This is a genomic window from Mycobacterium sp. 1081908.1 (genome assembly GCF_001673535.1).
In the GTDB taxonomy this organism is placed as follows: domain Bacteria; phylum Actinomycetota; class Actinomycetes; order Mycobacteriales; family Mycobacteriaceae; genus Mycobacterium.
On record NZ_LZLY01000014.1, the window covers coordinates 191,935 to 218,146 of the forward strand.

The 26,212-nt window shown below is 70.7% G+C and carries 22 protein-coding genes and 2 pseudogenes; 15 read left to right on the plus strand and 9 right to left on the minus strand.

Going from position 1 to position 26,212, the window contains the following annotated elements:
* Position 1 precedes the first annotated feature (1 nt).
* A pseudogene (locus A5655_RS02620) lies at positions 2–1,160 on the minus strand (sigma-70 family RNA polymerase sigma factor).
* Here A5655_RS02620 and A5655_RS02625 point away from each other — a divergent pair.
* From A5655_RS02625 to A5655_RS02640, 4 genes are read left to right on the plus strand one after another with little or no spacing between them, the layout of a single operon-like run.
* On the plus strand, positions 1,108–1,947 hold the full coding sequence (locus A5655_RS02625) for an alpha/beta hydrolase (RefSeq protein ID WP_156764657.1): 840 nt from the start codon (positions 1,108–1,110) through the stop codon (positions 1,945–1,947). The pseudogene A5655_RS02620 and the gene A5655_RS02625 sit on opposite strands and share 53 nt — an antisense overlap.
* 35 nt (positions 1,948–1,982) lie before the next feature.
* On the plus strand, positions 1,983–2,732 hold the full coding sequence (locus A5655_RS02630; RefSeq protein WP_067005223.1) for a DUF2786 domain-containing protein: 750 nt from the start codon (positions 1,983–1,985) through the stop codon (positions 2,730–2,732).
* Positions 2,729–3,229, plus strand: a complete 501-nt coding sequence (locus A5655_RS02635) for a TIGR04338 family metallohydrolase (protein WP_082978439.1) — start codon at positions 2,729–2,731, stop codon at positions 3,227–3,229. The genes A5655_RS02630 and A5655_RS02635 overlap by 4 nt, the downstream gene beginning before the upstream one ends.
* Complete coding sequence (locus tag A5655_RS02640; protein WP_197508572.1) at positions 3,226–5,343, plus strand: beta-glucosidase; 2,118 nt, start codon at positions 3,226–3,228, stop codon at positions 5,341–5,343. The genes A5655_RS02635 and A5655_RS02640 overlap by 4 nt, the downstream gene beginning before the upstream one ends.
* Before the next feature lie 46 nt (positions 5,344–5,389).
* Here A5655_RS02640 and A5655_RS02645 read toward each other — a convergent pair whose 3' ends face one another.
* A complete protein-coding gene (locus A5655_RS02645) occupies positions 5,390–5,536 on the minus strand; it encodes a metallothionein (RefSeq protein WP_067005225.1) in 147 nt (48 codons plus the stop codon).
* 89 nt (positions 5,537–5,625) lie between these two features.
* Between A5655_RS02645 and A5655_RS02650 the strand changes: the two genes are divergently transcribed.
* Entirely contained in the window at positions 5,626–6,285 is a 660-nt protein-coding gene (locus A5655_RS02650; protein WP_067005227.1) for an O-methyltransferase, read from the plus strand.
* A gap of 3 nt (positions 6,286–6,288) precedes the next feature.
* Here A5655_RS02650 and A5655_RS02655 read toward each other — a convergent pair whose 3' ends face one another.
* Positions 6,289–7,272 (minus strand): nitronate monooxygenase, encoded by a 984-nt coding sequence (locus tag A5655_RS02655; RefSeq protein WP_067005229.1) that lies wholly within the window; start codon positions 7,270–7,272, stop codon positions 6,289–6,291.
* 115 nt (positions 7,273–7,387) lie between these two features.
* Here A5655_RS02655 and A5655_RS02660 point away from each other — a divergent pair, with 115 nt between their 5' ends.
* Positions 7,388–7,828, plus strand: a complete 441-nt coding sequence (locus tag A5655_RS02660) for an SPW repeat protein (RefSeq protein WP_067005232.1) — start codon at positions 7,388–7,390, stop codon at positions 7,826–7,828.
* Here A5655_RS02660 and ilvD read toward each other — a convergent pair.
* Positions 7,825–9,516: a dihydroxy-acid dehydratase gene (gene ilvD / locus A5655_RS02665; RefSeq protein WP_067005234.1), complete on the minus strand. Its 1,692-nt coding sequence runs from the start codon at positions 9,514–9,516 to the stop codon at positions 7,825–7,827. The genes A5655_RS02660 and ilvD overlap by 4 nt on opposite strands.
* 75 nt (positions 9,517–9,591) lie before the next feature.
* On the opposite strand from ilvD, the gene A5655_RS02670 reads away from it, so the two are divergent.
* The 5 genes from A5655_RS02670 to A5655_RS02690 all read left to right on the plus strand — a co-directional run bounded on the left by A5655_RS02670 (position 9,592) and on the right by A5655_RS02690 (position 15,280).
* Positions 9,592–9,882 (plus strand): metal-sensitive transcriptional regulator, encoded by a 291-nt coding sequence (locus tag A5655_RS02670; protein WP_067005235.1) that lies wholly within the window; start codon positions 9,592–9,594, stop codon positions 9,880–9,882.
* Positions 9,883–10,002: 120 nt separating this feature from the next.
* Positions 10,003–11,259 (plus strand): MFS transporter, encoded by a 1,257-nt coding sequence (locus A5655_RS02675; RefSeq protein ID WP_067005236.1) that lies wholly within the window; start codon positions 10,003–10,005, stop codon positions 11,257–11,259.
* A gap of 112 nt (positions 11,260–11,371) precedes the next feature.
* Positions 11,372–12,364 carry an Ig-like domain-containing protein gene (locus A5655_RS02680; protein WP_067005238.1) on the plus strand — a complete coding sequence of 331 codons (993 nt, stop codon included), beginning with the start codon at positions 11,372–11,374 and terminating at the stop codon, positions 12,362–12,364.
* A 103-nt stretch (positions 12,365–12,467) separates the two neighbouring features.
* On the plus strand, positions 12,468–13,055 hold the full coding sequence (locus tag A5655_RS02685) for a TetR/AcrR family transcriptional regulator (RefSeq protein ID WP_067005240.1): 588 nt from the start codon (positions 12,468–12,470) through the stop codon (positions 13,053–13,055).
* Positions 13,052–15,280, plus strand: a complete 2,229-nt coding sequence (locus A5655_RS02690; protein WP_067005246.1) for a molybdopterin-dependent oxidoreductase — start codon at positions 13,052–13,054, stop codon at positions 15,278–15,280. The genes A5655_RS02685 and A5655_RS02690 overlap by 4 nt, the downstream gene beginning before the upstream one ends.
* On the opposite strand, the gene A5655_RS02695 is transcribed toward A5655_RS02690, so the two are convergent.
* A complete protein-coding gene (locus A5655_RS02695) occupies positions 15,277–17,265 on the minus strand; it encodes a M13 family metallopeptidase (RefSeq protein ID WP_067005248.1) in 1,989 nt (662 codons plus the stop codon). The two genes, A5655_RS02690 and A5655_RS02695, sit on opposite strands and share 4 nt — an antisense overlap.
* A gap of 42 nt (positions 17,266–17,307) precedes the next feature.
* On the opposite strand from A5655_RS02695, the gene A5655_RS02700 reads away from it, so the two are divergent.
* Together A5655_RS02700 and A5655_RS02705 are read left to right on the plus strand one after the other, a co-directional pair.
* On the plus strand, positions 17,308–17,958 hold the full coding sequence (locus A5655_RS02700) for a hypothetical protein (protein ID WP_067005250.1): 651 nt from the start codon (positions 17,308–17,310) through the stop codon (positions 17,956–17,958).
* Positions 17,955–18,644 (plus strand): hypothetical protein, encoded by a 690-nt coding sequence (locus A5655_RS02705; protein ID WP_067005256.1) that lies wholly within the window; start codon positions 17,955–17,957, stop codon positions 18,642–18,644. Before A5655_RS02700 ends, A5655_RS02705 begins: the two co-directional genes overlap by 4 nt.
* 4 nt (positions 18,645–18,648) lie before the next feature.
* Here A5655_RS02705 and A5655_RS02710 read toward each other — a convergent pair whose 3' ends face one another.
* Both A5655_RS02710 and A5655_RS02715 read right to left on the minus strand, forming a co-directional pair.
* A complete protein-coding gene (locus A5655_RS02710) occupies positions 18,649–19,173 on the minus strand; it encodes a hypothetical protein (protein WP_067005258.1) in 525 nt (174 codons plus the stop codon).
* Entirely contained in the window at positions 19,170–22,187 is a 3,018-nt protein-coding gene (locus A5655_RS02715; RefSeq protein ID WP_067005260.1) for an MMPL family transporter, read from the minus strand. Before A5655_RS02715 ends, A5655_RS02710 begins: the two co-directional genes overlap by 4 nt.
* 332 nt (positions 22,188–22,519) lie before the next feature.
* Between A5655_RS02715 and A5655_RS02720 the strand changes: the two genes are divergently transcribed.
* Positions 22,520–23,041: a hemophore gene (locus A5655_RS02720; RefSeq protein ID WP_067005262.1), complete on the plus strand. Its 522-nt coding sequence runs from the start codon at positions 22,520–22,522 to the stop codon at positions 23,039–23,041.
* A gap of 110 nt (positions 23,042–23,151) precedes the next feature.
* Here A5655_RS02720 and A5655_RS02725 read toward each other — a convergent pair whose 3' ends face one another.
* Positions 23,152–24,324 (minus strand): TIGR00374 family protein, encoded by a 1,173-nt coding sequence (locus A5655_RS02725; protein ID WP_067005264.1) that lies wholly within the window; start codon positions 24,322–24,324, stop codon positions 23,152–23,154.
* 147 nt (positions 24,325–24,471) lie between these two features.
* Between A5655_RS02725 and A5655_RS02730 the strand changes: the two genes are divergently transcribed.
* On the plus strand, positions 24,472–25,620 hold the full coding sequence (locus A5655_RS02730) for an AI-2E family transporter (RefSeq protein WP_067005266.1): 1,149 nt from the start codon (positions 24,472–24,474) through the stop codon (positions 25,618–25,620).
* 10 nt (positions 25,621–25,630) lie between these two features.
* On the opposite strand, the pseudogene A5655_RS28160 reads toward A5655_RS02730, so the two are convergent.
* A pseudogene (locus A5655_RS28160) lies at positions 25,631–26,212 on the minus strand (hypothetical protein); the annotation flags it as partial.

Here is a 26,212-nt window from a genome sequence, read left to right on the forward strand (position 1 = left end):
GTCACACGGTACCGGGCAACCCGAATTTCTCGAAGAGGGTGTCGTCGAGGAACGCCACCACCCGCGACACCCGGCCGTCGCGGATGTCGAGGACGTGCAATTGGAACGGCACGTGCGCGTCCCCCGCGCGCATGTACATGGCCGCGCCGGGCTGGCCGTTGGCGACCACGGGGAGCAGGCGCATGTCGCCGGGATGCTCGGCCGGGCACTGCTGGTGGATGAGCGCGATGATGTCCCGCGGGCCGCGATACCAGCCGGTGTATGGCGGCATCTCCCAGACGGCCTCGGCGGTGAACAGCTCGACCAGCCGGTCGATGTCGTAGGCCTCGAACGCCGCGATGTAGCGGTCCAGCAGGTCCTGTGCCTCGGCCGAGTCGGGCGGCGTCAGCCGGTCGCCGGAGCTGGGCTGGACGGTCTCCAGCTGGGTGCGGGCCCGCTGCAGCAGGCTGTTGACGGCGGTCGTGGTGGTGCCGATCGCCTCGGCCACCTCGGCGGCCTTCCACTGCAGCACGTCGCGCAGCAGCAGCACCGCGCGTTGCCGGGGTGAAAGGTGTTGCAGCGCGGCAACAAAAGCCAATCGCACCGACTCGCGCGACCCGACGATGACCGACGGGTCCGCCGGGTCGTCCGTCAGGTCCGATCCGCCCGGCAGCGGTTCCAGCCAGGGCACCTCCTGGCTTTCCACCAGCTCCGCGCTGGGGTCCGAGCTGGGTGCCCCCAGCCCGGTCGGCAACGGCCGGCGTTGCCGGCCCTCCAGCGCGGTCAGGCAGGTGTTGGTGGCGATGCGGTGCAGCCAGGTCCGCATCGACGACTTGCCTTCGAAACGGTCGTAGGCCTTCCAGGCCCGCAGCAGGGTCTCCTGCACCAGATCCTCGGCGTCGTGCAGTGACCCGGTCATCCGGTAGCAGTGCGCGAGCAGTTCGCGACGGTACGGCTCGGCGTCGGTCGAGAAGTCCCCGCCGGCCGCCGGGGCACCGCCAGATTTCTCCGCGTTTTCGGTGAGCAGCCCCATGCGATACGAGCCTACGCAGTGTCCCCGACAGAGTCTTCGTTGTGTCTTCGACACGGTCTTTGTCAAGGCCCGCGCCGTGAGCCACTACGCTCTCCCTGATGACTACGCGCACTGAACGGACCTTCGACGGCCTCGGCGGCGTGCGCATCGTCTACGACGTCTGGACGCCGGAGGCCACGCCCCGCGCGGTGGTGGTGCTGTCCCACGGCCTCGGCGAGTACGCCCGCCGCTACGACCACGTCGCGCAGTGCTTCGGCACCGCCGGGCTGGTTACCTACGCGCTGGACCACCGCGGCCACGGCCGCTCCGGCGGCAAGCGGATGCTGGTACGGGACATCTCCGAGTACACCACCGATTTCGACACCCTGGTCGGCATCGCCACGCGGGAGCATCCCGGCCTCAAGTGCATCGTCCTCGGGCACAGCATGGGCGGCGGGATCGTGTTCGCCTACGGCGTCGAACGCCCGGACAACTACGACATGATGGTGCTGTCGGCTCCGGCGGTGGCGGCCCAGGAGCTGGTATCCCCGTTGATGATCCTGGCCGCCAAGGTGCTCGGCGTCGTCGCGCCCGGGCTGCCGGTGCAGGAACTCGACGTCGACGCCATCTCGCGGGATCCCGCGGTGGTGGCCGCCTACAACGCGGACCCGCTGGTGTACCACGGGAAAGTCCCGGCCGGCGTCGGGCGCGCGCTGCTGGAGGTCGGCCAGACCATGCCGCAGCGCGCACCGGCATTGACGGCGCCGCTGCTGGTGGTGCACGGCTCCGACGACCGGCTCATCCCCGTCGACGGCAGCCGCCGCCTGGTCGAATGCGTGGGTTCCACCGACGTCGAGCTGAAGGTCTACCCCGGGCTGTACCACGAGGTCTTCAACGAGCCGGAGCGCGACCAGGTGCTCGGCGACGTCGTCTCCTGGATCACCGCCCGGCTGTAGGCGACGTGTCGTGCCGCTGCGCTAGTTTGGCGCACATGACGGACGACAAGATGCTGGCTCGCATCGCCGCGCTGCTGCGTCAGGCCGAGGGCACCGACAACTCGCACGAGGCGGACGCCTTCCTGAGCGCGGCGCAGCGGCTGGCGACGGCGGCCTCCATCGACCTGGCGGTGGCGCGGTCGCACGCGGCCAAGCGCTCGCCGGTGCAGGCCCCGACGCAGCGGACCATCACCATCGGCGCGGCCGGCACCCGCGGGCTGCGGACGTATGTGCAGCTTTTCGTGGTGATCGCCCTGGCGAACGACGTGCGCTGCGACGTGGCGTCGAACTCGACATTCGTCTACGCGTACGGCTTCGCCGAGGACATCGACGCGACGCACGCCCTCTACGCCAGCCTGGTCGTCCAGATGGTGCGGGCGTCGGACGCCTACCTGGCCTCCGGCGCGCACCGCCCGACGCCGACGATCACGGCCCGCCTCAACTTTCAGCTCGCGTTCGGGGCGCGCGTCGGTCAGCGCCTGGCCGAGGCGCGCGAGGAGGCCACCCGCGAGGCCACCAAGGACCGCCGCCGCCCGCCCGGCACCGCGATCGCCTTGCGCGACAAGGAACTCGAGCTGCGGGACTTCTACCGCGGGGCGTCAAAGGCGCGCGGCACCTATCAAGTCAGCCGCGCGACGGCGGGGTACTCGTCGGCCGCACGCCGGGCGGGCGACCGGGCCGGTCGGCGGGCGCGGCTCGGGAACAGCCCCGAACTGCCCGGCGCCCGGAGCGCACTGCGCCGGTGACAACGGCCCGCGATTTGCAGCGCGCCAAGGTATACGCGGCCGAGGACTTCGTCCGGACGCTGTTCGACCGCGCCGCCGAGCACGGATCGCCCTCCGTCGAGTTCTTCGGCACGCAGCTGACCCTGCCGCCCGAGGGGAGATTCGGGTCGATCGCCTCCGTCCAGCGCTACGTCGACGAGGTGCTCGCGCTGCCGTCGGTGCGGCGGCGTTGGCCCGACGTCTCGCCGCTGCGGGTGCGGTCGCGGCGGGCCGCCACCGCGGCGCACTACGAAAACCATGACGGCGCAGGCACTATCGCGGTTCCCGACCGCGACACCGCCGACTGGGCGCTGCGCGAGCTGGTGGTGCTGCACGAGGTCGCGCACCACCTGTGCCGGGCCGAGCCGGCGCACGGCCCGGAATTCGTCGCGACCATCTGCGAGTTGGCGGAGCTGGTGATGGGACCCGAACTCGGGCACGTGCTGCGTGTCGTCTACGCCAAAGAGGGGGTGCGGTGAGCGATCCCGACGCGCGGGCGCGCGAGGTCGAAGCCCAAATGACCGACGACGAGCGGTTCGCGCTGATCGTCGGGGTAATGGGCGCGGGCGAGCTCTGGCCGCTGCGCGACGACCGCATCCCGGCGGGCGTCCCGATGAGCGCCGGGTACGCGCCCGGGGTTCCGCGGCTCGGTGTCCCGGCGTTGTTGATGAGCGACGCCGGCCTGGGCATCACCAACCCCGGCTGCCGCCCCGGCGAGCCCCGGACCGCGCTGCCGGCCGGCCTGGCGCTGGCCGCCGGCTTCGACCCGGCGCTGGCCCGCGCCGCCGGCGCCGTGATCGGCCGGGAGGCGCGCAGCCGCGGGTTCAACGTGCAGCTCGCCGGGGCGATGAACCTGGCGCGCGACCCGCGCAACGGCCGCAACTTCGAATACCTTTCCGAGGACCCGCTTTTGACGGCCGCGATCGCCGCCGAGTCGGTCAACGGGATCCAGGAGCAGGGCGTCATCTCGACGGTCAAGCACTTCTCGCTGAACTGCAACGAGACCAACCGGCACTGGCTGGACGCGGTCATCGATCCCGCCGCGCACCGCGAATCCGACCTGCTGGCCTTCGAGATCGCCATCGAGCGCTCGTCGCCCGGCGCCGTGATGGCGGCCTACAACAAGGTCAACGGCGACTACGCCGCGGCCAACCACGCCCTGATCAACGGGGTGCTGAAAGGCGCCTGGGGATACCGCGGTTGGGTCATGTCCGACTGGGGCGGGACGCCCGGCTGGGAGTGCGCGCTGGCCGGCCTCGACCAGGAGTGCGGAGCGCAAATCGACGCGCTGCTGTGGCAATCCGAGGCGTTCGGCGAGGCCCTGCGGGTCGCCCACGCCGACGGGCGGCTGCCTCCGGAGCGCCTGTCGGACATGGTCCGGCGGATCCTGCGGTCGATGTTCGCGGTCGGGGTCGAGCGGCGCGAGTCCGCGCCCGCACCGGATCTGGACGCGCACAACGACATTGCGTTGCAGGTCGCGCGGCAGGGCATCGTGCTGCTCGCCAACGGCGGGGTCCTGCCCATCGCGCCCGAGTCCGCGGCGCGCATCGCCGTCATCGGTGGATACGCGCAGCTGGGCGTCGCGGCCGGCTACGGTTCGAGCGCCGTGGTCCCCCCGGGCGGCTACGCCGGGGTGATCCCGATCGGTGGACTCGGCCTGGAGGCCGGGTTACGCAACCTGTACCTGCTGCCGTCGAGCCCGCTGAGCGAGCTGCGCACCCAACTTCCCAATGCGCAGATCGATTTCGATCCCGGCGCCAGCCCCGCGGAGGCGGTGCGGGCGGCGCGCCGCGCCGACATCGCGATCGTGTTCGCCGTCCGCGCCGAAGGCGAGGGCTTCGACGGCGCCGACCTCGCGCTGCCGTGGGGCCAAGACGCGCTGATCGCCGCCGTGGCGGCGGCCAACCCGAACACCGTCGTGGTGCTCGAGACCGGCAACCCGGTGGCCATGCCGTGGCGGGATTCCGCGAACGCCATCGTGCAGGCCTGGTATCCGGGCCAGGCCGGCGGCCGGGCGATCGCGGAAATCCTTGCCGGGCAGGTGAATCCGTCGGGCCGGCTCCCGATCACCTTCCCGGTCGACCTGGGCCAGACGCCGCGCCCGGAGCTGCCCGACCCGGACGCCCCGTGGGGGACGCCGACGACGATCGACTACCTAGAGGGTGCCGACGTCGGCTACCGCTGGTTCGCCGGCAACGGCCTGGCACCGATGTTCGCGTTCGGACATGGCCTGTCCTACACCAGCTTTGAATACCGGGACCTGGTGGTGACCGGCGGAGAAAGCGTCGCGGCGAGCTTCACCGTCGCCAACGTCGGTGACCGGGCCGGGGCCGACGTCCCGCAGCTGTACCTCACCGCGGCCCCCGGCGAGCGATGCCTGCGGCTGCTGGGATTTCAGCGCGTGGAGCTCGAGGCGGGCGCGACCCGCCGGGTGACCATAGAGGCCGATCCGCGCCTGCTCGCCCATTACGACGACGGCGCGCAAACCTGGCGCATCGCAACCGGCGGTCACGAGATGGCTGTCGGCGCGTCGGCCGCCGCCCTGCGGCTGGACGCCCGGGTCGAGCTGGCCGGTCGCGCGTTCGGGCGCTGATCGCTGGGATCCGCGCGGCCGAACGCGCGACCGGCCCGGCGCGCGGTTACTCGACCGGGGTCAGCTCGTCGCCGCAGGTGCAGCGGTACGGCTCACCCGCGCCGGAGCAGTGGCAGGGAACCTCGATGCGAACCCGACATCCGCAGCCCTCGTGGCCACAGCTCAGCAACGTTCCCGCGTCGTACTCGGCCATTTAGATCACCCTTCTCTGTCGTGGTGGACACCGGTCACTATATACCCCCTATGGGTATCCGGTAAACACCGCAGCCTAGCGTTGGCGGCATGACGGAAAACCCGACCCCGCAAGACGTCGACGCATTCTTGGACCACACCGTGGTAGGCGACGATCCGGCCCTGGCCGCGGCGCTCCAGGCCAGCGACGCGGCCGGGTTACCCCAAATCGCCGTGTCCGCGCAGCAGGGGAAATTCCTGTGCCTGCTGGCCGGTGCCATCCAGGCGCGCCGCGTCCTCGAGATCGGCACGCTGGGCGGCTTCAGCACCATCTGGCTGGCGCGCGGCGCGGGCCCGCAGGGGCGGGTGGTGACGCTGGAATACGAGCCCAAGCACGCCGAGGTCGCGCGGGCCAACCTGCAGCGCGCCGGCGTGGCCGACCGCGTGGAGGTGATCGTCGGCGCCGCCCTCGACACGTTGCCGACGCTGACCGGCGGGCCCTTCGACCTGGTGTTCATCGACGCCGACAAGGAGAACAACGCCGGGTACCTGGAGTGGGCGGTCCGGCTGGCGCGCCCGGGCTCGGTCATCGTGGTGGACAACGTCATTCGCGAGGGCCGGATCCTCGATCCCGATTGCGACGATGAGCGGGTACGGGCGACGCGGCGGACGCTGCAGCTGATGGGCGAGCACCCACGGCTGGACACCGCGGTGATCCAGACGGTCGGGGCCAAGCAATGGGACGGTTTCGCCTTCGCGTCGGTGCGGTAGCCGTCACCGCGGGGTGAGGTCGGCGACCGCTTGCGCGGAGGAGGTGAGTTCGCCGATGCGCAGCGCGGTTTCGCCGGCGTACAGGGCGGCGCCGTCCAGCCAGGAATCGGGCACACGGGCCACGGGCGCCAGCGGGGTGAAGAACGGGCGGCCCGGCGACTGCAGCCGCATCAGCGCGCCCGCGTCGAAATAGCCCAGAACCGAAAGCGGGCGGCTCGCCGCGTTGAGGGCGGCGGGCAACACCTTGGCCTTCCCGTCGTCGCCGCACCAGCGGCGGGTCGCCGCGTTGGGCACCACGCGGTGGCGAAGCGGCCAGCTCAGGCCGAACAGGTTCGTCTCAATGGTCTTGTCCGCGTTGATGACTCGGCGCTGATATTCCCGGTTCGCGTTGGCCTCGTGCGTCAACAGGAACCGCGTGCCGGCCACGACCCCGCGGGCCCCGGCGTCCAGCGCGGCGCGCGTATCTGCGGCGGTGGCGATGCCGCCGGCCAGGAACACCGGACGCGTCCCGGCAGCTTTCAGGGCTTGGGGCAGGAACTGCAGGGCGGGCATGGTCCCGACGAGGTGGCCGCCCGCCTCGCGCCCCTGGGCGATCAAACCGTCGGCGCCCCAGGCGATCGCGGCGCGCGCCCGCGCCTCGGTGCCGACCATCACGAACACGAAGATCCTCGCCTCGCGCAGGTGCTCAACGAGCCCGCGCTTTTCGCCGAACGCCAGCACGACGGCGTCCACGCGGGCGTCGACGCAGACCGCGACGTGCTTGCGATGGACGAAGGGCATCAACAGGTTTACCGCGACCGCACGGCCGGGCGCCCGCTCGCGTACCTCGTCGATCGACGCCCGCAGCTGCCGGGCGGTGGCGATGCCCAGGGTTCCGAGCCCTCCGGCGTTGGCGACCGCGGCGGCCAGCGGAGCCCGCGCGATGCCGCCGCCCATTCCGGCCTGCGCCACCGGAACATCGAGCCGCAGCCGGTCCGCAACGTCCATGCCCACGACGCTACGCCGCGCCTCGAATTGGGCGACGCGCGAGCGTAATCTTGACAGTGGATGGATGGGTGCAGCCTGGCTCAAAAGGCTTGCTGCATAACAGAAAGGTCACAAAATGAGTACGGTCCATTCATCGATAGATCACCACCCTGATTTGTTGGCTCTGCGCGCGAATTACGAGCGCGTTGCCGAGTCGACGAGCGCGCATGTCACGTTCGGCCTGGCTCTTTTGACGGGCCTCTACGTGGCGGCCTCACCGTGGATGGTGGGATTCAGCGGGACGGGATCGCTTGCCACGTCCGACCTGATCGTCGGGATCGCGGTGGCGTTCTTGGCCTACGGCTTCGCGACGGCCCTGGACCGCGCCCACGGGATGACGTGGACGCTGCCGGTGCTCGGCGTGTGGCTCGTCGTCGCGCCGTGGGTGCTGCCGGGCTTCACCGCGACCGCCGGCATGATCTGGTCGAATGTCGTCGCGGGCGCGTTGCTGACGTTCCTGGGCCTGAACGCCACCTACTTCGGCATGCGCACGCGCGAGGCGGCAACTCACGGCTAGCCGCAGATTGCGCCGCTCGACGCCGAGCCGACCAGCTTAACGTACTTGGCCAGCACGCCGGTCTTGTAGCGCGGCGGCGGTGGAGTGAAACCCTCCCGCCGAGAAGCGAATTCGGCTTCATCGCCCACGACGTCGAGCGTGGCGTTGGCGACGTCGAGGCGGATTCGGTCCCCGTCTCGCAGGAACGCGATCGGTCCGCCGTCGACCGCCTCCGGGGCGATGTGCCCGACGCACAGGCCTGTGGTGCCGCCGGAGAAGCGGCCGTCGGTCAGCAGCAGCACGTCCTTGCCCAGTCCGGCGCCTTTGATCGCACCGGTGATGGCGAGCATTTCGCGCATCCCCGGGCCGCCCTTGGGGCCCTCGTAGCGGATCACCACGGCGTCACCGTTGGTGATGGTGCCGTCCTCGAGGGCGTCCAGCGCGGCGCGCTCGCCGTCGAAAACCCTTGCGGTGCCTTCGAACACGTTGGAGTCGAAGCCGGCGGACTTGACCACTGCGCCGTCGGGCGCCAAGGAGCCGCGCAGGATGGTGATGCCGCCGGTCGGGTGGATCGGGTTGTCGAGCGCCCGCAGCACCTTGCCGTCCGGATCGGGCGGGGCGATGGCCGAGAGGTTTTCGGCCATGGTCTGGCCGGTGACGGTCAGGCAGTCGCCGTGCAGCAGGCCCGCGTCAAGCAGCGCCTTCATGATCACGGGAACCCCGCCAATGTGGTCGACGTCGAACATCACATGGCGACCAAAAGGTTTGACGTCGGCCAGGTGCGGCACCTTCGACCCGATCCGGCTGAAGTCCTCGAGCGACAGCTCCACGCCGGCCTCGTGCGCGATGGCCAGCAGGTGCAGCACCGCGTTGGTGGAGCCGCCGAACGCCATCACCACCGCGATGGCGTTCTCGAACGCCTCCTTGGTGAGGATGTCGCGCGCGGTGATGCCGCGGCGCAGCAGTTCGATGACGGCCTGGCCGCTGCGCCGGGCGAACCCGTCGCGGCGCCGGTCGGTGGCCGGGGGCGCCGCGCTGCCCGGCAGCGACATGCCCAGCGCCTCGGCGGCGCTGGCCATGGTGTTGGCGGTGAACATGCCACCGCAGGCGCCCTCGCCGGGACAGATCGCGCGCTCGATCGCGTCGACGTCCTCGCGCGGCATCAACCCGCGCGCGCAGGCCCCGACGGCCTCGAACGCGTCGATGATCGTGACCTCGCGCTCGCTGCCGTCGGAGAGCTTGGCCACCCCCGGCAAGATTGAGCCGGCGTAGAGGAACACCGCCGCCAGGTCGAGGCGCGCCGCGGCCATCAGCATCCCGGGCAGCGACTTGTCGCAGCCCGCCAGCAGCACCGAGCCGTCCAGGCGCTCGGCCTGCATCACGGTCTCGACGCTGTCGGCGATGACCTCCCGGGACACCAGGGAGAAATGCATGCCCTCGTGGCCCATCGAGATGCCGTCGGACACCGAGATCGTGCCGAACTCGAGCGGGTAGCCGCCGGCCGAGAACACGCCCTCCTTGACCGCCTTGGCGAGCCGGTCCAGGGACAGGTTGCACGGCGTGATCTCGTTCCAGGACGAGGCCACCCCGATCTGCGGCTTGGCGAAGTCCTCGTCCCCCATGCCTACCGCCCGCAGCATGCCGCGGGCGGCGGCCTTCTCCAGGCCGTCGGTGACGTCACGACTACGGGGCTTGATGTCAGGGGCCATCGTGCAAGTATGCGCGGCGCGACCAAACCAATATTTGCCGGCATACCCCGTCGGGGTACCAAGTACCATGGACGCATGACGACCGAGCACGGCTACTCGCAGCAGAAGGACAACTACGCCAAGCGGCTGCGGCGCATCGAGGGCCAGGTGCGCGGCATCGCGCGCATGATCGAGGAAGACAAGTACTGCATCGACGTCCTCACCCAGATCAGCGCGGTCAACAGCGCCTTGCGGTCGGTGGCGCTCAATCTGCTCGACGAGCACCTGAACCACTGCGTCACCCGGGCCGTGGCCGAGGGCGGCGACGAGGCCGACGACAAGCTGGCCGAAGCCTCGGCCGCGATCGCGCGCCTGGTCCGTTCGTGACCGCTTCTCGGTAGGCGTGTTGAACCGCTAACTGCGGGGAACCTATTGTTGCGGTGCGTACGGTAGGTGCAGCGTGATCTCGCCCAGCAGCCTCGCCCGGCCGATTGCGTACCCGATCCTATGACTGTCGAAGCCGCCACCACTGCCGCGCGAACGTGGACGCCACGGGTCGCGGCGCAGCTGGCGGTGCTGGCGGCCGCGGCCTTCACCTATGTCACGGCGGAGATCCTGCCGGTGGGCGCGCTCTCGGCGATCGCGCGGAACCTGCAGGTCAGCGTCGTCCTGGTGGGAACCCTGCTGACCTGGTACGCGCTGGTGGCGGCCTTGTCGACGTTTCCGCTGGTGCGCTGGACGGCGCACTGGCCGCGCCGGCGGGCGCTGGTCGTAAGCCTGGTGTGCCTGACCGTCTCGCAGCTCATCTCGGCGCTCGCGCCCAACTTCGCGGTGCTGGCCGTCGGGCGGGTGCTGTGCGCGCTCACCCACGGGCTGCTGTGGTCGATCATCGCCCCGATCGCCACGCGGCTGGTGCCGCCGAGCCACGCCGGCCGCGCCACCATGTCGATCTACATCGGCACCAGCCTGGCGCTGGTGATCGGCAGCCCGCTGACGGCCGCCTTGAGCCTGATGTGGGGCTGGCGGCTGGCCGCGGTCTGCGTCACCGTCGCCGCGGCCATCGTGACCGTGGCGGCCTGGCTGCTGCTGCCCGAGCTGGTGCTGTCCGCCGACCAGCTCAAGTGCGTGGGCCCGCGGGCGCGGCACCACCGCAACCGCGCCCTGATCGTCGTCAGCCTCATCACCATGGTCGGCGTCACCGGCCATTTCGTGTCGTACACCTACATCGTGGTGATCATCCGCGAGGTCGTCGGTGTGCGCGGGCCGAACCTCGCCTGGGTGCTGGCTGCCTACGGCGCCGCCGGGGTGTTCGCCGTGGGTCTGGTGGCGCGGCCCCTGGACCGCCGGCCCCGCGGCGCCGTGCTCTTCTGCATGGCGGGGTTGACCGTCGCCTTCGCTGTGTTGACGGCGCTCGCGTTCGGCGGCGGACGCGCCGGGGCCCACTATTCGGTCGCACTGGTCGGGATCGGGGCCATCGTGTTGTGGGGCGCGATGGCGACCGCCGTCTCGCCGATGCTGCAGTCCGCCGCGATGCGCAACGGGGCCGACGACCCCGACGGCGCCTCGGGCCTGTACGTGACGGCGTTTCAGGTGGGCATCATGGCCGGTTCCCTTGCTGGGGGACTCCTCTACGAGCGCAGCGTCGCGCTGATGCTGACCGCCTCCGCCGGGCTGATGGGCGCCGCGCTGGCCGGCATGGCCGCCAATCGACAGATGCTGGACCCTGCTCCTGTCGTTGCCCCGGCAAGCTCACGCAATTCATAGCTGCGCAGGTCAGCGGGGTCGACCCGGGCACGCACCGGTGCGCCGCCCGCCGCGCGATAGGTAGCTGGGGTGCGCGCTATGCCACACTATTTCGGAGTAATCGACTGGAGGGATGCGTATGTTTGCGGCTCTGAAGGCGGCCGGATTGGCTTCCGTGTTGAGCGGGGCCCTGGTGCTGGGCGCGGTGCCCGCGCTCGCCGATCCCGACCCGGGCCCGGGCGACCCAGGGACCGTCGCGGCCCCCGCGGACCCGCCCGCACCTCCCGCGCCACCGCCCGTCGCAGCGCCGCCGCCGGCCGACCCGCTCGCGCCACCGCCATTCACCTTCCCCGGCGCCCAGCCGGCGGCCTCGGGTCCCGCCGCCGGGCAGAACCCGACGCCGTTCACCGGCACGGCGCCGTTCGGGCCGCCCTCGTTCGTCCCTAAGAACGGCGCGACGGTGGGCGTGGCCCAGCCGATCATCATCAACTTCCCGGGCCGGGTCGATGACGCGGGCGCGGCCATCGACGCGGTCCACGTGATGTCGACCCCGCCGGTGCCGGGCAAGTTCTACTGGATGACTCCGACCCAGCTCCGCTGGCGCCCGCTGAGCTTCTGGCCCGCCCACACCGACGTCACCGTCGACGCCGGCGGCACCGTAATGAGCTTCCACACCGGTGACACCCTGGTGGCCACCGCGGACGACGCCACGCACCAACTGACCGTCACCCGCAATGGCACGGTGGAGAAGACCATCCCGATGTCGATGGGCATGACGTCCGGCAACCACCAGACCCCCAACGGCACCTACTACGTGCAGGAGAAGATGCCCTCGGTGGTGATGGATTCCTCGACCTATGGGGTCCCGGTGAACTCCACATACGGCTACAAGGTGACGGTCGAGCTGGCCGTCCGCTTCGACAACGTCGGCGACTTCGTGCACAGCGCCCCGTGGTCGGTGGACGACCAGGGCAAGCGCGACGTCAGCCACGGCTGCATCAACATCAGCCCCAGCAACGCGAGGTGGTTCTTCGACAACTTCGGGCCGGGCGATCCGATCATCGTGAAGAACTCGACCGGCGGCGACTACAAGAAGAACGACGGCTCCGCCGACTGGATGAACTAACGGCTCAGCCGACCAAAATCGCCCTGTCCCGGCTCGGGATGGGGCGATTTTGTGTTTGTCGGCCCCTTTCGCGGGAGCGGCAATTATGTATAGCATCATACATATGCGTAGCCCCCGCGAGCGGATGGTGATTTCCGCCGCGCTGCTGATCCGGGAGCGCGGGGCGCACGCCACCGCCATCTCGGAGGTTCTCGAGCACAGCGGCGCGCCGCGCGGGTCGGCCTATCACTACTTCCCGGGCGGGCGGACCCAGCTGCTCTGCGAGGCGGTCGACTACGCCGGCGAGCACGTGGCCGGCGTCATCGCCGAGGCCGGCGGCAGCCTCGAGCTGCTGGACACCCTCATCGAGAAGTACCGCCGCCAGCTGCTCGACAGCGACTTCCGCGCGGGCTGCCCCGTCGTCGCGGTCTCCGTCGAGGCCGGCGAGCAATCCGACCGCGAGCGGATGGCGCCGGTGGTCGAGCGCGCGGCGGCGGTGTTCGATCGCTGGTCGGACCTGATCGCTGCGCGCGTCGTCGCCGACGGCGTGGCTCCCGACCGTGCCGGCGAATTCGCCGTGCTGGCGACCAGCGCGCTCGAGGGCGCGATCGTGCTGGCCCGGGTGCGGCGCGACCTGACGCCCCTCGATGTCGTACACCGCCAGCTACACCGACTGCTCGCGGCCGAGCTCTCCGAGAGGAACCCGCAATGACGACCACCGATTGGCAGCCCACCGCGTGCATCCTCTGCGAATGCAACTGCGGCATCGTCGTGCAGGTCGAGGATCGCCGGCTGGCCCGCATCCGGGGCGACAAGGAAAACCCCGCCTCGCAGGGGTACACCTGCAACAAGGCGCTGCGGCTGGACCATTACCAGAACAACCGCGCCCGCCTGACTTCGCCGATGCGCCGCCGCGCCGACGGCACCTTCGAGGAGATCGACTGGGACACCGCCATTGTCGAGATCGCCGAGGGCTTCAAGCACATCCGCGACGCCTACGGCGGCGACAAGATCTTCTACTACGGCGGCGGCGGCCAGGGCAACCACCTGGGCGGGGCCTACAGCGGCGCGTTCCTGAAGGCGCTCGGCGCGCGGTACCGGTCAAATGCGTTGGCGCAGGAGAAGACCGGCGAGGCTTGGGTCGACGGGCAGCTCTACGGCGGTCACACGCGGGGCGAGTTCGAGCACGCCGAGGTGTCGGTGTTCGTCGGCAAGAACCCGTGGATGTCACAGAGCTTTCCCCGCGCCCGGGTGGTGCTCAACGAGATCGCCAAGGACCCCGAGCGGTCGATGATCGTGATCGACCCCGTCGTCACCGACACCGCCAAGATGTCCGACTTCCACCTGCGGGTGCGGCCCGGGACCGACGCCTGGTGCCTGGCGGCGCTGGCCGCCGTCCTCGTCCAGGAAAGCCTTTGCGACGAAGCGTTTCTCGCCGAGCACGTGCGCGGCGCCGACGCCGTCCGGGCCGCGCTGCGCGAGGTTCCCGTCGGCGACTACGCGCAGCGCTGCGGGGTCGACGAGGAGCTGCTGCGCGCGGCCGCGCGGCGCATCGGCGCCGCCGCCAGCGTGGCCGTGTTCGAGGACCTCGGGATCCAGCAGGCGCCGAACAGCACGCTGTGCTCCTACCTGAACAAGATGCTGTGGATCCTCACCGGCAACTTCGCGAAAAAGGGTGGGCAGCACCTGCATTCGTCGTTCGCGCCGCTGTTCAGCCAGGTCTCCGGCCGCACGCCGGTCACCGGTGCGCCCATCATCGCCGGGCTGATCCCGAGCAACGCGGTGCCCGAGGAGATCCTGACCGATCACCCGGACCGCTTCCGGGCCATGATCGTCGAAAGCGCCAATCCCGCACATTCGCTGGCCAACTCGGCCGCATGCCGCGAGGCCTTCGCGACGCTGGAGCTGATGGTGGTCGTGGACGTCGCGATGACCGAAACCGCCAGGCTCGCCCACTACGTGCTGCCCGCGGCGTCCCAGTTCGAGAAGCCCGAGGCAACCTTCTTCAATTTCGAATTCCCCGGCAACGCTTTCCAATTGCGCCGGCCGCTGCTGGAGCCGCTGCCCGGGACGCTGCCCGAACCGGAGATCTGGGCGCGCCTGGTGCGCGCGCTGGGCGTGCTCGACGACGCCGAACTGCGCCCCCTGCACGAGGCGGCGCGGCGGGGCCGGCAGGCGTACGCCGAAGCGTTCCTCGGCGCCGTGGCCGCCAATCCCACTGTGGCGAAGCTGATTCCGTATGTGCTCTACGAGACGCTGGGGCCGACGCTGCCGGACGGGTTGGCCGGCGCGGCGGCCGCCTGGGGGCTGGCCCAGAAGACCGCGATGGCCTACCCCGAGGCGGTGCGGCGGGCCGGTCACGCCGACGGCAACGCGCTGTTCGACGCGATCCTGGACAACCCGTCCGGTGTCACGTTCACCCTGCACACCTACGAGGACGACTTCGCGCTGATCGGCCACGCCGACCACAAGATCGCGCTGGAGATCCCCGAAATGCTGGACGACCTAAGGGCTTTGGCCGCGGCGCCGTCCGAGCTGACCACGCCGGAATTCCCCATCGTGCTGTCGGTGGGCGAGCGGCGCGCCTACACCGCCAACGACATCTTCCGCGACCCGTCCTGGCGCAGACGCGACGCCAATGGGGCGCTGCGCGTCAGCGTCGAGGACGCCCAGGACCTTGGTTTGGTCGACGGGGGCCGGGCGCGCGTCAGCACCGCGGCCGGCAGCGCCGAGGCGACCGTCGAGGTGACCGAGACCATGCTCGCCGGGCACGCCGCCCTGCCCAACGGCTTCGGGCTCGACTACGTCGGCGAGGACGGGCGCACCGTGGTTCCCGGCGTCGCCCCCAACGCGCTTACCTCCACGGAATGGCGCGACCGCTACGCGGGGACGCCGTGGCACAAGCACGTGCCGGCGCGCATCGAGGCGGTGGCCTAGTTCCAGATCCTGACCCGGTTGGCCGGGGCCAGGTACAGCGCGTCGCCCTCGGCCACGCCGAAGGCGTCGTAGAACGCGTCCATGTTGCGCACGACGCCGTTGCAGCGGAACTCCGGCGGGGAGTGCGGGTCCACCGCGAGGCGCCGGATCGCCTCCGCCTCACGTGATTTGGTGCGCCACACCTGCGCCCAGCCGTAGAACACGCGCTGCACGCCGCTGAGGCCGTTGATGACCGGGGCGGCCTGGCCGTTCAGCGACAGCTGGTAGGCCAGCAGCGCGATGGACAACCCGCCCAGGTCGCCGATGTTCTCGCCGACCGTGAAGGCGCCGTTCACGTGGTGGCCGTCGCCGAGCCCCCGCGGCACGTACGCGTCGTACTGCTCGATCAGCGCCTTGGTGCGGGCGCCGAACTCGGTGCGGTCGTCATCGGTCCACCAGTCGACGAGGTTGCCGTCGCCGTCGTATTTGGCGCCCTGGTCGTCGAAGCCATGCCCGATCTCGTGGCCGATCACCGCGCCGATGCCGCCGTAGTTGGCGGCGTCGTCGGCGTCGGCGTCGAAGAACGGCGGCTGCAAAATGGCTGCGGGGAAGACGATTTCGTTCATCCCCGGGTTGTAATAGGCGTTGACCGTCTGCGGCGTCATGAACCACTCGTCGCGGTCCACCGGGCCGCCGAGCTTGGCCAGCTCGCGGTCGTGGTTGACCGCGTACCCGCGCCGGTAGTTGCCGTACAGGTCGTCGCGGTCGATGACCAGCTTCGAGTAGTCCCGCCACTTCTCCGGGTAGCCCACCTTGGCGGTGAACTTCTCCAGCTTGGTCAGCGCGCGCTCGCGGGTCTGCGGCGTCATCCAGTCCAGCTCGCCGATGGACTGGCGGTACGCCGCCTTCAGGTTGTCCACCAGGGCGTCGATTCGGGCCTTCGCGCCCGGCGGGAAATGCCGCTGCACGTAAAGCCTTCCGACGGCGTCGCCCATCAGGCTCTCCACCAGGGCCACCGCCCGCTTCCAGCGGTCCCGGATCTGCTCGGTGCCGGTCAGCAGCCGACCGTAGAAGTCGAAGTCCGCGGCCACGATGTCGTCGGTCAACCAGGAGGCGCGGGCGCGGATCACACGCCAACGCGCCCAACGCTTCCAGTCCTCGAAGTCCTCGCTGTCCCACAGCGCGGCGAACGCGGCCAGGTAATCCGGTTGGCGCACAACGACTTCGGCGACGGAGCCGGGCGCGCCGCCCAGCGCGGTGACCCAGCCGTCCCAGTCGAAGCCGGCCGCGTCGGTCCGCAGCTCGGCGAACGTGCGCAGGTTGTAGGTGAGGTCGGCGTCGCGGCGCTTGACCACGTCCCAGTGGGCGGCGGCCAGCTTGGCCTCCAGCGCCACGATCCGGGCCGCGGTGTCCGCGTGGGTTTCGGGGCCCCCGCCATAGACGAGCCCGAACATCCGCGCGATGTGGCCCGGGTAGGCGGCCAGCACCTCGGCGTGCCGCTCCTCGCGGAAATAGGACTCGTCGGGCAGCCCGATGCCCGACTGGGCGAAGTGCACCAGGTAGCGGGCCGAATTCTTGGCGTCGGTGTCCACGTACATCGCCACGCCGCCGCCGACCCCGGTGCGCTGCAGGGCACCGACCGCGGCGGCCAGGGCCGCGGTGTCGGCGCAGGCGTCGATGACGGCCAGCTCGTCGAGCAACGGCTGGACGCCCCGGCGCTCGACCGTGTCCTCGTCGAGGAAGCTGGCGTAAAGGTCACCGATGCGCTGCAGATCCGTGCCCTCCGCGGCACCCTGCTCGCCGGCCGCCTCGGTGATCAGGTCGCGCACCTGCTCCTCGGCCCGGTCGTACAGCGCGCGGAACGCGCCGTCGGTCGCCCGGTCCGGCGGAATGGCGTAGTCCGCCAGCCAGCGGCCGTTGACGTGGCCGAAAAGGTCGTCTTGGGGGCGGGCGTTCGCGTCGACAAAGCTCAGGTCGACGCCCGATCGAATGGCCTCTACAGTCACCCCGCCATCCTTCCATCTTCTTTTGGATGCGACGATCGGCCCATGTCCGACGACGCCGAGGCTGTCGAAACCGAAGACGACGTCGAAGCCGAAGACGACGCCGAGTCCGACGACGAAGACGAGGCCGGACCCGCGGACGGACGGATCTTCTCCCCCTACGGCATCGCGTCGACGGTGCTCGGCGTGCTGGCGGTCGCCGCCGTCGTGCTCGGCTACGTCATCTGGTCCGGCCACCGCGACGAGCTGGCCGAGCGCGTCTACCTGACCCGCGTCATGCAGACCGCCGCTGAGTGGACCGGCGTGCTGATCAACATGAACAGCGGCAACATCGACGCCAGCCTGCAAAAGCTGCACGACGGGACGGTCGGCGAACTCAACACCGACTTCGACGCGGCCGTCGACCCCTACCGGCAGGTGGTGCAGAAGCTGCAGTCGCAGAGCGCCGGCCGGATCGAGGCGGTGGCGATCGAGACGGTGCACCGCGACCTGGACACCCAGCCCGGCGCCTCCCGGCCGGTGGTGACCACCAAGCTGCCGCCGTTCGCCAGCCGGATGGACTCGGTGATGCTGATCGCGACGTCGGTCAGCGAGAACGTCGGCGCCAAGCCGCAGGTCGTGCACTGGAACCTGCGGCTCGAGGTCGCCGACGTCGACGGCAAGCTGATGATCTCCGGGCTGAGTTCCATCCGATGAGAAACATCTGGCGCCTGCTGGCCTTCGACATCGCGGCCCCGCTGGCCGCGATCGCCGCGCTGCTGGCGATCGGGTTGATCCTCGGCTGGCCGCTGTGGTGGGTGTCGGCGTGCTCGGTCCTGGTGCTGCTGATCGTCGAGGGCGTGGGCGTCAACTTCTGGTTGCTGCGCCGCGATTCGGTCAGCGTCGGCACCGACGACGACGCGCCGGGGCTGCGGCTGGCCGTCGTCTTCCTGTGCGCGGCCGCCCTGTGCGCGGCGGTGGCGACCGGGTACACGCACTGGACCCGGACGGACCGCACCTTCAAGAAGGACACCCGCGAGGTGGTCCAGATCGCCGCGGGCATGGCCGAGGCGATGGCGTCGTTCACCCCGAGCGCCCCGACCAGCTCGATCGACCGGGCCGCGGCGATGATGGTGCCGGACCAGGCGGACGCGTTTCGGGAGCAGTACCGAAAGTCCAGCGCGGAGCTGGCCCAGCACAACGTGACGGCGCAGGCCGCGACGCTGGCGGCCGGGGTCGAGGCGCTGGGGCCGGCGGCGGCCAGCGTGGCCGTGATCCTGCGGGTCACCCAGAACGCACCCGGCCAGCCGCCCAGTCAGGCCGCGCCCGCGCTGCGGGTGACGCTGGCCAAACGCGGCGACGCCTGGCTGGTGTCCAACGTGACGCCGATGAATGCCCGGTGACGCGTCAGTTGGAATCGGCCGACCGCACCGACTTCACCTTGACGAATCGGTCCGACAGCCGGCGCATCCGGATCATCAGCGCCGACGTGGGGCTGCTGCTGCCGTCGAGATAGCTGCCCAGGTCCTCGGGCGACACCCCGATTCGTGACGCGAATTCCTGTTCGCCCAGGCCCGACCGGTCGATCAGCAACCGGATGTGCCGGGCCACCTCGGCGCGTTCGTTGGCCTCCAGGTGGGTGCGGGCGCGCTCCAGCACCTCCCACAGGGCCTTGGCGATGCCGTAGGGGCGCGTCCCCTCGAGCACCTCTTCGACCTGGCGGGCGGTCCGGCCGTACGGGTCGCGCTTCAGCGCCGCGGCGATGAGCTTCCAGGTGGCGATGTCGCCGCCCTGCAGGGCCGCACGGATGGCGGACGTCGACCAGAACTCGACGGGCTGCTCGGGGTCGGCAAACGGGCCACCGGCCGTGCGTTGTTCGCCGGCGGGCCGCTCGGGCGGCGGTGCCGAGCGCCGTTCGGATGCCAACGTCACCTCGCCTCCTCCAACATCGCGACGGCCACCGACAGGCAGCGCTGCCTGACGTCGTCCCAGTCCGCTTTCGCGTCGGAATCCGACCATTCGTCGCTGATATCGGAGGGATGCGGGTCCGCGAGCCGGCGGACCAACTGGGTGGCCATCCATTCCCGCCTGGGTGTTTGACAACAGTAATACCTGTCCATGCCGGCCAGCACCACCGCGGCGGTCTCCGGTTCCACGTTGTCAACCATGTCTGCAAAGTCGGCGTAATCGCGGCTGCTGTTACGGCGCATGATCAAGTAGCCCTTGAGGCGCAGCGCCTCCGCGCCGGTCGGGACGAGCAGCCGATCCCCAGTGGGCAGTTGCACGTGGGTGGTCTCCACCGGGCTGCGCCGTTCGTACGGCGGCGGGTCCGCCGCCCCGGCGTCGGTCTCCAGCGCGTCGATCGCGACCGACAGGCGGCCCCGCCACAGCGTGACCGGATGGACGGGCCTATCCCCGGCGAGCGCGCGGGCGATGCCGTTGCGCGACGCCAGGCCGCCGACCAGCTTCTTGGCGGGCGAGTGGCCGTTGCCGTTCTTGGCCGGGCTCGCCCCGATCCCCGCGCCGCCGTCGTCGATGTCGACCTGGTGCGGGATCTGTCCGGGGCCGAGGCCGCGGTCGCCCGGGCCCTTCTCGGTCGGGCCGAGCTTGCCGTTGCGCCCGCACCCGGTAAACGCGAGCGGGTCGGCCACGCAGATGGCGTCGGGCGCCAGGTGCTTGAGCTTGGCGGACGATTTGAGCACCATCCGCAGGTCGGCGCTGGGCGCGGCCAGCGCCGAGATGTCGTCGGGGATGACGACCACGTCGCCGAGGTCGACCTGGGGCAGCGGCCGGTCGAAGTCGACCGACGGCAGCACGCGGCGCAGCCACCGGGGCATCCACCAGTTCCACTGCGCGAACATCGCCATCAGCGCCGGGACGAGGACCAGCCGCACCACCGTGGCGTCGACCGCGATCGCGACCGCGCACGCCACGCCGATCTCGGCGACCAGCGGCATGCCGGCGAACGCGAACCCGATGAACACCGCGATCATGATCAGGGCGGCGCTGGTGATCGTGCGGGCGCTGGTGCTCACGCCGTAGGCGACCGCGTCGCGGGTGTTCCCGGAGTGCAGGAAGCGTTCCCGGATCCGGGTGAGCAGGAAGATCTCGTAGTCCATCGACAGCCCGAAGGTCATCGCCAGCACCAGCGGGGGAACCGTGCTGTCGATCGAGCTGATCTGGGTGAAACCGAGGTCGCTCAGCCAGCCCCACTGGAAGACCACCACCAGGCTGCCGTAGGCGGCGGCGACCGACAGCAGGGTCATCAGCACGCCCTTGAGCGCCAGGAAGATCGAGTGGATCGAGATCAGCAGCATCACGAACGCGATCAGCGCGACGAAGAGCAGCACCAGCGGCTCGGTCTGCGACACCCGGTCGTCGAAGTCCTTGATCAGCGCCGTCGGGCCGCCCACGTCCACGCGCGCGGTTCCCGCGTCGGGGATCTTGGTCAGCTGCGCGCGCATCCAGCCGACGGTTTCGCGGGCCTTCATGTCCTCGGGATCGACCGACAACACCGCCGACAGCAGGGCGCTGCCGTTGTCCTCGGCGAACTGCGGCGGCGACACCGAAACGATGTTGGGGGCCTGCGTCATTCGCTGTCGGATCGCGGTGACGGTCTGGCTGTGCTCGGGCGACGCCGCGCCCCCGTCGGGAAACGTGACCAGCACCCGGATCGGGCCGAGCGCGCCGGGCCCGAGCGCCTGGGCGGCCGCTCCGACGCCGGCGCGAACCTCATGCGCCGAGTCGAACTGGCGCAGCAGGCTGTTGCCCAGCACCATCGACGCCGTCGGCACGGCCATGACGAGGAGCACCACCGACGCCGCCACCGCCGACGCCCACGGCCGGCGCATCACCGCTGAAATCCACCGGATCCAGAACCGGGACTGGCTGCCCTCCGGCTGGCGCGACCAGTGCAGCAGGCGCGACCTCTTGGCGGCCGCCCGGCCGAACGTCGCCAGCGCCGCCGGCGTCAAGGTGGCCGACGTCAGCATCGCCACCGCCACGGCCAGGATCGCGCCGGTCGCCATCGACTTCAGCGCCGGCGTGTTGATGATGTAGATGCCGGTCAGCGAGGCGATGACGGTCATCCCGGATAGCACCACCGCCAGCCCCGACGTGGCCATCGCGGCGTCGACGGCCTCGTTCGGCTGGCGCCCGGCGCGCAGTTCCTCGCGGAAACGCATGAGGATGAACAGCGAATAATCCACCGCGAGCGCGATCCCGAACATCGACACCGTCGACGTCACGAACACCGACATGGTCGTGTACGCCGACAGGAAGTAGACCAGGCCCATGGTGACCACGACCGTGCAGATGCCGAGGGCGAGCGGGATCGTCGCGGCGGCCAGCGAACCGAACACCGCCAGCAAGACGACCAGAATGATCGGCAGGTTCCACTTTTCGGCGGCCGCGATGTCGTGCTTGGTGTTTGCCGCGGCGGCGGCGCTCAGCGCGCCCTGCCCGATCACATAGAGCCGCACCCGGCCGTCCGCCGTCTGGCCGGACTGGTCGCCCCTGATGCCGACCTTTTGGCGCAGCTGCTTGGCGAGGTCGCTGGTGCCCGCGTTGCGCGCGTCCATCCGCAGCGAGATCACGTACGGCCGGTCGGGCTGCGGCGGCCGCTGGGTGGGGTTGGGGACCTCGCTGACGCCGGGGAACTCGCCGGCGATCTGCCGCAGCTGCGCGACGGCGTCGTTGATGTCCGCGTAGCTGGCGTCCGGGCGCGGGGCCGCCACCAGCGCCAACGACGACGCGCCCTGGTCGTGGTAGAGGTCCTCGAGCTGGTCGTGCACCGCCAGCGACTGGGAGCCGGCCACCTCGAAACCGCCGCCGGTGAGGTTTCCCGACTGCGTCATCGCCAGATACACCGCCGGCACCAACGCCAGCAACCAGCCTGTGAAGACCAACCAGCGGTACTTACGCAGGCTGCGACTGAGGCGCATCATGAACTGCTGGATTTCTTCACTCCCCGGGTTCTCACGCAATGCGTGCAGGCGAGGATACCGCAGCAGGCTGTGGATTATGTCGGGTTATCTGCATCCTGAGCTGCAACGACACGGATGTTGCCAAGACGCCGCCCAGGCGTTGTGAACTGGTGACCAACCGGGACGTGGATCACACGAAGTAGCAGCGGCGGGGTGGGGATGGCAGGATGTCGGGTGGCCGCGCGGGGCTCGGGAAACTCCGGGGGGACTCCGACGCGAAATGCCGTCTACTGCAGCCGTTTGCGAGGGGTCCGGCGCTGGGCACACCCGACGCGAACTTTGAGGAGTGACCCATGACGACAGGCACCGCGACCGGGCGCCGCAGGATCTTCGCCGGGCTGCTTGCCGTCGCGCTGCCCGGCGCCGCCGTCGCGGTCCTCGCCGGGCCACCGGCGACCGGCGCCAACGACCCGTGCGCGGCCAGCGAGATCGCCCGGACGATCGGCTCGGTCTCCAAGTCGATGGGCGACTACCTGGACTCGCATCCCGAGACCAACCAGGCGATGACCTCGATGCTGCAGCAGCAGGCCGGCCCGCAGTCGCTGACCGGGCTGAAGTCCTACTTCGAGGCCAACCCGAAGGTGGCCGGCGACATGACGTCGATCGCGTCGCCGCTGACCAGCCTGTCGACGCAGTGCAAGTTGCCGATCAGCATCCCGCAGGCGATGGGCATGATGCAGCAGGCGCAGGGCGCGGCGGGCGGCCTGCCCGGTGGCGTGCCCGCGCTGCCCGGCGGCGGCGCCCCGGGCGCCTCCCCGGTCGGCAGCGCCCCGGCCCCGCTGCTGCCCGGCGTGACGATCGGCGGGGCGCACTAACCAGCGGCCGGCTGCCCTCGCCGTTGATTGTGAAGCGTGGGCCGCGAGGGTGAAGCCTGGGCGCAATATCGGCCGGAATCCCGCCCTGGGTTAACACTCAAAGCCGCGAACTAGCGGTCGATTTCGTGGGTGGGCTCGGGCGGCGGCAGCGGACCCTGCAGCGCGGCCTCCGTCGGGTCGGTGGGCGGGTCACCGTCGCGCAGCACGGCCAGCGGGCCGGTGATGGGGTCGTCGTCGTCGGCGCCCCCGTCCGTCTCGGTTCGGAACACGAAGAAGAACACCACCCAGCCGATGGCGGCGATGAGCAACCAGCTGATCAGCCGGTAGAGCAGCATGGCCGAGATGGCGCTCGGCAACGACATCCCGCTGGAGACCAGGCCGGGCACCAGCACCGCCTCGACCACCAGCAGGCCGCCCGGCATCAGCGGAATCGTGCCGACCGCGCGGGCGGCGGCGTACGCGACCGTCAGCCCGGCGACCGACGCGTGATCGCCGGCGGCGTAAGCCGCGAAGCCGAGGCAGGCGACGTCGGCGATCCAGTTGAACATCGACCAGCTGAACGCCACCCCCAGGTCGCGGCGGCCCAGGCTCACCGACTCGAGCTGCATCAGGGTCTCGCGCCACTTGCCCAGGCCGGTGTCGGCCGGCCGGCCGCGCAGCGAGTTGACCCACGACAGCACCCGGCTGCCGATCCCCTCGATCAGGTCCGGGCGCGACGCCACCGCCTGGGCCAACAGCAGCAGCGCGACGAAGCCGCCCAGCGTGAACAGCAACGAGAACGGGTTGTTCTTGGCCCCCAGGAAGAAGGCGCCGCCCAGGCCGAGCAGCGCCAGCCCCACCGCCTGCAGCACGCCCGACATCACCAACTGCCACGACGCCACCACCGTGGAGGCGCCCCAGAGCCGCTGCTGACGGAACAGAAACGTCGCCGACAGCACCGGCCCGCCGGGCAGCGTCGTGCTCAGCGAGTTGGCGGCGTAGAAGGCGGCCTCCGAGCGCAGCTGCTTGACGTGCACGCCCGCGGATCTCAGCAGGGTGCGCTGGATCTGGGCGAAGCTGTGCATCGACGCGGCCGCCGCCACCACCGACGCGAGCAGCCACCACCAGTTGGCCTCGTACAGGCTCATCCACGCTTTCGCCAGCTGACGCCAGCCGAGCGCGATCTCGACAGCAAGCACGATCGCGACGATCCCGAGGACCACCCAGCGCACCCACCAGTACCTGCCGCGCGGGGTCTCTTCGCGCGTCAGGTCCAGCTTGCGGGCGGGTGCGTCGTGCGACACGTGCTTTAGGGTAACCGCGCAGGTGGCGCGGCCAGCGAGGCGAAGCTCCGACTGTGTCGGGGTCGTAACCGGATCGTGCCGGGTCCGTCGGCGCGGGGGACGCGCGACGGCCGGTCGCGGCGCGCCGCCGCCAGATAGGCTGGCCTGATGCCGGCAAACCCCGACCACGCCTTGGAGGCTGGGTCCGTCGAGCCCCTGGTCCGAAAGGCCGCCGCCTGGTCGTGGCGCTTGCTGGTCATCCTGGCCGCGGTGGTGGCGGTGCTCTGGGTGGTCAAGAAGCTCGAAGTGATCGTCGTTCCGGTGTTGCTGGCGCTGATGATCAGCGCGCTGCTGGTGCCGGCCGTCGACTGGATAGACAAGCGGGGCCTGCCGCGCGGGGCGGCCGTGGCGCTGGTCATGTTCGGCGGGTTCGCGATCTTCGGCGGCATCCTGGCGTTCGTCATCGTCCAGTTCGTCTACGGTCTGCCCGACCTCACCGAGCAGATCAGCCGCAGCATCGACTCCAGCCGCCGGTGGCTGATGGAGGGCCCGCTGCATCTGCGGGGCGAGCAGATCTCCAACGCGGGCAACGCCGCGATCCAGGCGCTGCACAACAATCAGTCGAAGCTGACCAGCGGCGCGCTGTCCACGGCGGCGACGATCACCGAACTGGTGACGGCCGCGGTACTGGCCCTGTTCACGCTGATTTTCTTCCTCTACGGCGGGCGCAACATCTGGCAGTACGTCACCAAGATCTTCCCGGAGAACGCCCGCGCGCGGGTGCGCGAGGCGGGTAACGCCGGTTACGGCTCGCTGATCGGCTACGTGCGCGCCACCTTCCTGGTCGCCCTGACCGACGCCGCGGGCGTCGGCACCGGGCTGGCGATCATGGGCATCCCGCTGGCGCTGCCGCTGGCCTCGATCGTGTTCCTCGGCGCCTTCATTCCGCTGATCGGTGCGCTGATCTCGGGGTTGCTGGCGGTCGTGGTCGCCCTGCTGGCGAAGGGCCTGGTCTACGCGCTGATCACGCTGGGCCTGCTGATCGCGGTGAACCAGCTCGAGGCGCATTTGCTGCAGCCGCTGGTGATGGGCCGCGCCGTCTCGATCCACCCGCTCGCGGTGGTGCTGGCCATCTCCACCGGCGGCGTGCTCGCCGGGATCGTCGGGGCCCTGCTCGCCGTGCCGACGGTCGCTTTCCTCAACAACGCGGTTCAGGTGCTGCTCGCCCGGGATCCCTCCGCCGAGTCCGAAAAGCAGACCGAGGACGCCGACGAGGCCGGGGTCGTCGTGCAGGCGGAACCGGACGAGCCCGACTGAGAGTCGGACCCTATAACCGTCCCTCGCGGCGCAGCAGATCCTGCGCGCTGACGCCCCCGCCGGCGCCGCGGCGACGCCGGTCGCCGTTCTCGCCTTGCCCGCGGGCGTTGAGTTTCTCGGTGGCCGCGTCGGAGTCGTTGGCGTCCGAACCCATCACCGGCAGGGCGGCGGTGGGGTCGGCCGGGTCGTGCTCACCGGAGTTGTTGGGCGGCACCGGAATTGCCCGGGTCTGACCGCTCGACGGTGTCGGTGCCGGCGACGGGGGCGCCGGTGGCCGCGGCGCCGCCGGGCCCCGCACGTCGGCCGGCCGTTCGCGACCGGGTGCGGCCGGGGCCGCGTTCGTGGGCACCGAGAGGCGCGCGGTTTTGGCCTCGACGGGCTGGCCCGGCTGGGCCTGCAGGCGGGTGGTGCTCGCCGCGGACGGCGTGCTCGGCGCGCCGGCCGCCAGTTCCCGGGCGGGCCTGGGCTCCAGCTGGTCCGGGTGCGCGGCCCGCGACGGCTCCAGCGAGCCGGGGTGGGTGGGATCGTGCGGCGCGCGCGGTGCCCCCGCGGCCAGGCGGGCCGCCGCGCGGGGGGCCGGGCGGGCCGGCCG